This is a genomic window from Planktothrix sp. FACHB-1355 (genome assembly GCF_014748295.1).
In the GTDB taxonomy this organism is placed as follows: Bacteria; Cyanobacteriota; Cyanobacteriia; order Cyanobacteriales; family Aerosakkonemataceae; genus Aerosakkonema; species Aerosakkonema funiforme_A.
In genome coordinates, this window is record NZ_JACJUP010000259.1 from 1 (window position 1) to 6852 (window position 6852).

A 6852-nucleotide genomic window follows, 5' to 3' on the forward strand; every position below is an offset into this window, starting at 1 on the left:
CGCGTCCTAAATCTTGGCGAGTTATCTTCTCTTTTTCCAGTTCCCGTTCCAACATGACGTGAACGGCGATGCTGGCGTGGTCAGTTCCCGGTACCCAGAGAGTATTGCGTCCGGTCATCCGGTGATAGCGGACGACGATATCCATAATCGTTTGCCCCAAAGCGTGACCCATGTGCAAACTACCAGTCACGTTGGGGGGTGGGATGACCATGCTGTAGGATTCGCCGCCTTTTGCTGGGTCAGCTTTAAAGATTTCTTTTTCTTCCCAAAATTTTTGCCACTTGGCTTCGGTATTGGAGGGGTCGTATTGGGGGGGTAGGGTTGAAGTCATCTGTTAAGGGATACGCTGTTTGTATTAAAATTTTGACATAGGGATGGAGAGAGAAGAGAGAATGAAGCGCGAAGGCGCGATAGCGAAGCGAAACGCGATAGCGTTTTAGAACGCGAAGAAAGAAGAGAGAAGAATGAGAGAGCTTAATGATGAGGTGGAAGAGTTAGCTTATCGGGTAATTGGGGCGGCGATTGAGGTGCATCGGGTTTTGGGGCCAGGTTTTTTGGAGTCAGTGTATCAGGAAGCTTTAGAAATAGAATTTCCGATGCGCGGGATACGCTGTCAACCTCAGAAGCCGGTAGCAGTGACAGACAAAGGTTTTCAGGTCGGTGAGGGCAAATTAGATTTTCTTGTCGGTGACACTCTAATTGTGGAATTTAAAGCTGTAGAAAATTTAGCACCCATCCACGAAGCCCAAGTAATCTCCTATTTTAAAATGACCAATCATCCCCTCGCCCTTCTCATCAACTTCAACGTCCCCGTTCTCAAAGAAGGCATCAAACGCATCATCTCCTCCTCTTAACTCTTCTTCCTCTTCCTTCGCGCTCTAAAACGCTATCGCGTTTCGCTTCGCTATCGCGTCTTCGCGGTTCGTTAAAAAACTTATACTCTAGCCAAAGGTGAAATAGCCTTTACTTCCGCATTAAGAGTAACAAAATATAATTCTATATTCAAATCTGGATAGCGATCGCGTATTTGCCAATAAGCCCCACTCAAGTATTCTTCATGGACTTTTTCTTCTTTTTCACTATCTTCACTTAATTTTGGATCGATCTTATCTGCATAAGCGCTACAGTCTTGATGATCGAATATCATTACTTTTTGAATATGATGCAATCGATAGGATAATTTCAATTGATCCCAAAAAGCTTCGGCGTCTGCTTGCTGGGGAATTCCGCTTAAAGCTAAGGAAGCACCCGCCAAAGCTGTCAAGTCGTATTGATTACCGAGATGTTGCAATGATAAAAAGTAACGTTGTGCTTCTAAAACGCGAGAGTCAATGCAACTGAGGACTAAAGCTTTGGCGGTGTTGGCTGCTTTGGCAGGCTGAGCATTTGATAGCACAGCGACAGAAAGTGCCGTTGGTAGGAGTTGCAGAAAGTGGCGACGGTTGATGCAGTTAAGACAATTGGGACTGTGGTTCATGGGATACCGGGTGCAGGTGGATAATACTGGTAGCTATTACCACTCATACCAGAAAACCCGGTTTTTCGATAGGCTTACGTTATAATAACTTAATTTGTGGCATTCTACAGGATATGAGCTTATTAAATAATTACTAATAAAAATGAACGAACTTAAGCTGGCCTTAAGAAATGATGACTCGTTCGATATGTTTTCCGATTGGTTAGTATCATTTACAAAGTATAATTTTAAGGGTAAACCTAGCGAAAATGAAGTGATATTTATTAAAATTTTTATTAAAAAACAGTAGATTTTTTGAGTAAATGTGCCTTCAAAAAATCAAACCAGCCGCGCAGTCGATTACTCGTCTTAAGTTACGCGGCTTGACCGAAAAAAAGCGGTTTTAAGCCTTCCATTTGAATGGGAATCATCAAAAAAATTTCCTATTTCAAGCTCCACTCTTTTAAGAGCCAGCCAATCCAAAATCCTTGCATCGGGTGACCCAGTTTAACAACTGAGAATCTGCACAGCCACTTCATCCGATTCATCTGGAGCGCTCCGAATGCTGAGCCCCTACATAACACATATTTCCTTCTTTTTGTCAATTCATTCTACTGGACTGGCACTCTAGCTCTCGTCCTCCATACTATATATTCTGCTCGTTTCCACCCTCCCGATATCCCAAAACACCTGAATTAGCTGGGTTTCTCGCCACCTGACTCAAAGCTCCTATGGGAAGCTTTGGCTTTTGCGATCGCTCCCACCTGTCCAGCCACCATTACCCTTCCGCAACGGCCTTTTTCGGTTTTCTCGGATTTTACTTTAAATTATTGTATTAATTAATACTTTATATTAGAAAAAATTATTTTTGGTAATTCCCAAAACCTATTCCTCATCAAGATTATAAAATTTTTTATGCGGAATAAATTAAGTAATTTTTATTACATACATTTACTATAGATACGAATGTATGGATATCTGAGGCAAAGATTTATGACTAAATTGTTACAAAGTTTAATACAATAGACTCATCCATAAGAACTAGGTATTTTTTCTTAGTACCATGATGGCCGATCAATTTCCCTGGCTTACTGCGATTGTCCTGCTCCCACTCGTTGCTTCCTTTATCATCCCCGTGCTGCCGGATAAAGACGGCAAGCGCGTGCGGTGGTATGCCCTGGGTGTAGGCATCGCGGATTTTGTGTTGATGTGCTATGCCTTCTGGAAGCATTACGATGCGAGCAGCGCTACTTTTCAACTCGCAGAAAAGTATGCCTGGATACCTCAGTTAGGTCTTAACTGGGCAGTGTCGGTCGATGGAATATCCGTTCCGTTGGTGCTTCTGGCTGGATTCGTGACGACGCTTTCCATACTGGCGGCGTGGCAAGTCGATGTCAAACCCCGTCTGTTCTATTTCCTGATGCTGGTACTGTACTCAGCACAGATAGGAGTGTTTGTTGCCCAGGACTTGCTGCTTCTCTTCATTATGTGGGAGATAGAGCTAGTTCCCGTTTACCTGCTCGTCTCCATTTGGGGTGGCCCAAAACGCCGTTACGCAGCTACAAAATTCATCCTTTATACAGCAGCAGCTTCTATATTTATTCTGGTCGCAGCCCTGGCAATGGCGCTTTACGGCGGCGGCAATTTGACCTTCGATATGGTCGAACTCGCCATCAAAGATTATCCGATCGCATTAGAACTGCTGCTTTATGCTGGATTGCTGATTGCCTTTGGCCTCAAGCTGGCTGTCTTCCCCCTGCACACATGGTTGCCTGATGCCCACGGCGAAGCTTCCGCGCCCGTATCCATGATTCTGGCAGGCGTATTGCTGAAAATGGGCGGATACGGACTGATTCGCGTGAATATGGAGATGCTCTCCGACGCTCACGTCTACTTTGCACCGGTGCTGGTAATCCTGGGCGTTGTCAATATCATCTACGGTGCGTTGGCTTCTTTTGCCCAGACCAACATGAAGCGCCGCCTAGCCTACTCGTCAGTTTCCCACATGGGATTTGTCCTGCTGGGGATTGCCTCTTACACCGACTTGGGAGTCAGCGGTGCGATGCTGCAAATGATTTCCCACGGTTTGATTGCTTCAGTGCTATTCTTCTTGGCAGGCGTAACATACGATCGCACCCATACAATGGCAATGAACGAAATGGGCGGCGTCGGTCAAGCTATGCCCAAAGTGTTCGCCCTCTTTACAGTAGGTGCGATGGCGTCTCTCGCCCTCCCCGGTATGAGTGGCTTTGCTAGCGAACTCTCGGTCTTCGTGGGTGTGACCACCAGCGATATCTACACTTCAACCTTCCGCACTGTCACTGTATTTCTCGCCGCAGTAGGAGTTATCCTCACGCCGATATATCTGCTCTCTATGTTGCGCCAAGTATTTTACTACACTGGTGCCACCTGCGATATTGCACCCTCCTGCGATATTAACGATATCAGCTTGAGAAATGAGGGACATGAAGAAGCAGTTTGTTTCGGTACAAGTTGCGTCCTTCCTATTCACGCCAAGTTTAACGATGCCAGTCCGCGTGAAATATTCATCGCTGCTAGCTTTTTAGTGCTGATTATCGGTATTGGTTTCTATCCCAAGTTGGCTACCCAAGTATACGATGTGAAAACTGTAGCGGTGAACGCTGACATTCGTCAATCGTATACCCAAATTGCAGAAGGAAATCCTCAGATTTATGCCCAGGAATTTTTGTCTCCTGTAATTGCGAAGTCTGAATTAGAACCTGTTTTGGGGATTGTGAAGTAAAGTTATCTGCTTTTACCTGGGTTGAAAGTTGAGCGATCGTTCTTTCTTAATCGGAGGAGCGATCGCTTTTTTATGGCTCTCCCGTTCTTGAGGTGATAATAAAAATTTAAATAAGACTGCTGACATTGACACGAGAGCAAGCAGATGGGTATCCAAAGCCAGTTAAAGCAAATATCTATCCCAACTTTAGAAACGTTAAGGCAAAACCCCTCGATCGTCTCTTCATTTTTTGCTGCTAAGTGGCTTCCAGTATGTTACTCTACTTAACCTAACCTGTACTATTTCTTAGCTGTTGGCTACAGGTATAAATTGCCGATATTATGGTATAGTTTTTCCAAATTGCTAGCGATCGCAATAATAGCGCAGCTATTCGCCAATTGCGACGGAAACTGGTAGGCGACAAATATAGCAACAGTCAAGGCGGTTAAGGCATTCTTAATTCCTGAAACCCTCGCTCCTAATCCCTTCTGCCCCGACGCCCGACGCCCTAACCCCTAGTCCCTAGCTATAAAAAAATTGGGGACACTCGACGCGCCCCCAAAACCTTTACCAAAATCTGGCTCTACACGTTAACTGCAACCTTGGCTTCCTTAGTAGTCAACCGCTCGTAAGTTGCTCGCATTTTCAGACCGGTGAGGACTTGGAAAAGTCCCGTTCCGTTGTTAGAACCGGGATATTCCCTATGCTGTAGCAACAGATGGGTCAGCTCTCCGTGGTACTTGGCCGAAGTTTTGCTCAAATGGCTCTCGATATAGATTACTTGCTCCAGATTGTCTAATTGTCCATCCACTTCCAGCACTGAGGCGGGGTGACCGTAGTAAGAATCTGGGCCGTAGTGCATCTTGATACCTGGGTAGGAGCAGGTGAGCTTAGTGCCGCACGGTCTCCAGTCAATCGTAGACCCTTCATCAAACAGATAAGCTGGCTCAAAGCCTTCCACTCCATCCTTCTGAATGAGGCGCACCCGCAGGATCTTACCTTCTTTGTCATCCTTGAGTAATTGCGTGGGCAATACTTGGATAACCACATCGGCAAACTCTTTCTGAGGCTCGATATAGGCGGTAAAATCTGGGCGGCGAGCGTTGATCGCAGCAATCACATCTTCGTAGGTGTGACCCCGCTCGGACATATCCCGCTGGATTTTCCAAGCAATTTTGACTTCTTCGCTGATGTCGAGGTACACGCTGAAGTCGATTAGCGATCGCACCCGTTCATCGTACAGGGGATGCAGCCCCTCGATCACCACGATATGATTTGGCTCCACCACTTCTGGTGGATCGATCATGCCGGTTTCGTGATTGTAGATCGGCTTGTTAATCGTCTGACCGTTCTTGAGCGCCTTAATTTGCTCGTACATCAGGTCAAAGTTGTTTGCCCTGGGGTCAAGCGCGGTAATTCCCGTTTCTTTGCGCTGCTTTCTGTCCAAACTGTGATAATCGTCCAGACAAATCACGGTGACAAACTCTTTCCCAAACAAATCCGTTATGCGGCGCAAAAATGTGGATTTACCGCATCCGGAGTCTCCGGCGACGCCAATTAGAACCACGCGGTCCGGCTTACTGGTCATAGCTTCCCTCTGTCGATTATGATTCTCTACTAACCGGGTCTAAACTTGAGCTAAATCCACAGCCTAAAGGTCACCCTTTGATTGGAACGGCAACTATCTTTTTGAGAGACGTTGCGCTTTCGCGACAAAGCACGAAAACAAACCAATCCGTGTGGCAGTCTGGCATCTGCCCTTTAGGGAAGACTCAAGCCTTCGATGAGTAAGTATTTACTACTACACTATTATTGAAAGATCTTACCAGAGTGGGATCTGCCTTACAAGGCATAAAACAAAGTGGAATCGTTTTAGCTCAAGTATTTATGCTAATGTTAGTTGTGCATTTTTTATAAAAAAAATGTAAAACTGACTCGACGGTCACATTCTGTAGGAGGTTTACCCTGTAGGGTAGGGAAGGTCTGATGTCGGATTTTCCGCTCCTGGGATCTTTGACCGGTGAGCTTAGCTTTGCAACACTATAAAAGGCTGCTTTCTTCAGCTATAAGTTCTAACCCTAGCTATCTAGCTGGTGGTAGAACACTCATGTGGTGGCAAGGGAACTTGGCAGCAGCAACAAGTGAAGTTCAGTTCGGAGAGATCGAAGCAATGTACAATCCTAGCGCAGCTGGTAGTGCTGCTAACACGGTATCTGGTAGCCGTGTGTTTGTTTATGAAGTGGTGGGTCTGCGTCAGAACGATGAAACTGACAAAATGAGCTACCCGATTCGTCGTAGTGGCAGCGTATTTATCACTGTGCCCTATAACCGCATGAATGAAGAAATGCGGCGGATTACGCGCATGGGCGGCCAAATTGTTAGCATCCGGCCTTCAGGGCAAGAGCAAACCAATGGCCAAGCGATATCTGACAAAGCAGGGGATGTGAAAGCGACATCAGAACCAGCACCAGAACCTGCGAAGTTAGAGGAAAAAACCAAGCCTATGACTCAAGCAAAGGCTCATGAAAATGTGCCGGTTAATACTTATCGTCCCAACAATCCCTGGACTGGGAAGTGCATAAGCAACGAGGAGTTGGTTGGCGAAGGCGGTATTGGCACTTGCCGTCACCTGATGTTCGACCTTGAGGGTAGC

The 6852-nt window shown here is 46.0% G+C and carries 7 protein-coding genes; 3 read left to right on the plus strand and 4 right to left on the minus strand.

Features of this window, described 5'->3' with window-relative positions; genetic code table 11:
• Positions 1-331 (minus strand): class I tRNA ligase family protein (locus H6S82_RS13140; protein WP_191056295.1); only part of this gene is annotated, 331 nt, incomplete at its 3' end.
• 133 nt (positions 332-464) lie between these two features.
• On the opposite strand from H6S82_RS13140, the gene H6S82_RS13145 reads away from it, so the two are divergent.
• Positions 465-854: a GxxExxY protein gene (locus H6S82_RS13145; protein ID WP_190466804.1), complete on the plus strand. Its 390-nt coding sequence runs from the start codon at positions 465-467 to the stop codon at positions 852-854.
• 80 nt (positions 855-934) lie between these two features.
• Here H6S82_RS13145 and H6S82_RS13150 read toward each other — a convergent pair whose 3' ends face one another.
• The gene (locus tag H6S82_RS13150) at positions 935-1477 is read right to left on the minus strand and encodes a carbonic anhydrase (RefSeq protein WP_190466799.1); all 543 of its coding nucleotides are present in this window, start codon (positions 1475-1477) and stop codon (positions 935-937) included.
• Between the two features lie 1042 nt (positions 1478-2519).
• Between H6S82_RS13150 and H6S82_RS13155 the strand changes: the two genes are divergently transcribed.
• A complete protein-coding gene (locus H6S82_RS13155; RefSeq protein WP_190466797.1) occupies positions 2520-4220 on the plus strand; it encodes an NAD(P)H-quinone oxidoreductase subunit 4 in 1701 nt (566 codons plus the stop codon).
• Between the two features lie 296 nt (positions 4221-4516).
• On the opposite strand, the gene H6S82_RS34000 is transcribed toward H6S82_RS13155, so the two are convergent.
• Together H6S82_RS34000 and H6S82_RS13160 are read right to left on the minus strand one after the other, a co-directional pair.
• On the minus strand, positions 4517-4639 hold the full coding sequence (locus H6S82_RS34000; protein ID WP_255512252.1) for a hypothetical protein: 123 nt from the start codon (positions 4637-4639) through the stop codon (positions 4517-4519).
• Between the two features lie 143 nt (positions 4640-4782).
• Positions 4783-5787 (minus strand): phosphoribulokinase, encoded by a 1005-nt coding sequence (locus tag H6S82_RS13160; protein WP_190466792.1) that lies wholly within the window; start codon positions 5785-5787, stop codon positions 4783-4785.
• 582 nt (positions 5788-6369) lie between these two features.
• Between H6S82_RS13160 and H6S82_RS13165 the strand changes: the two genes are divergently transcribed.
• A partial coding sequence (locus H6S82_RS13165) for a phycobilisome linker polypeptide (protein ID WP_277926415.1) occupies positions 6370-6852 on the plus strand: 483 nt, incomplete at its 3' end.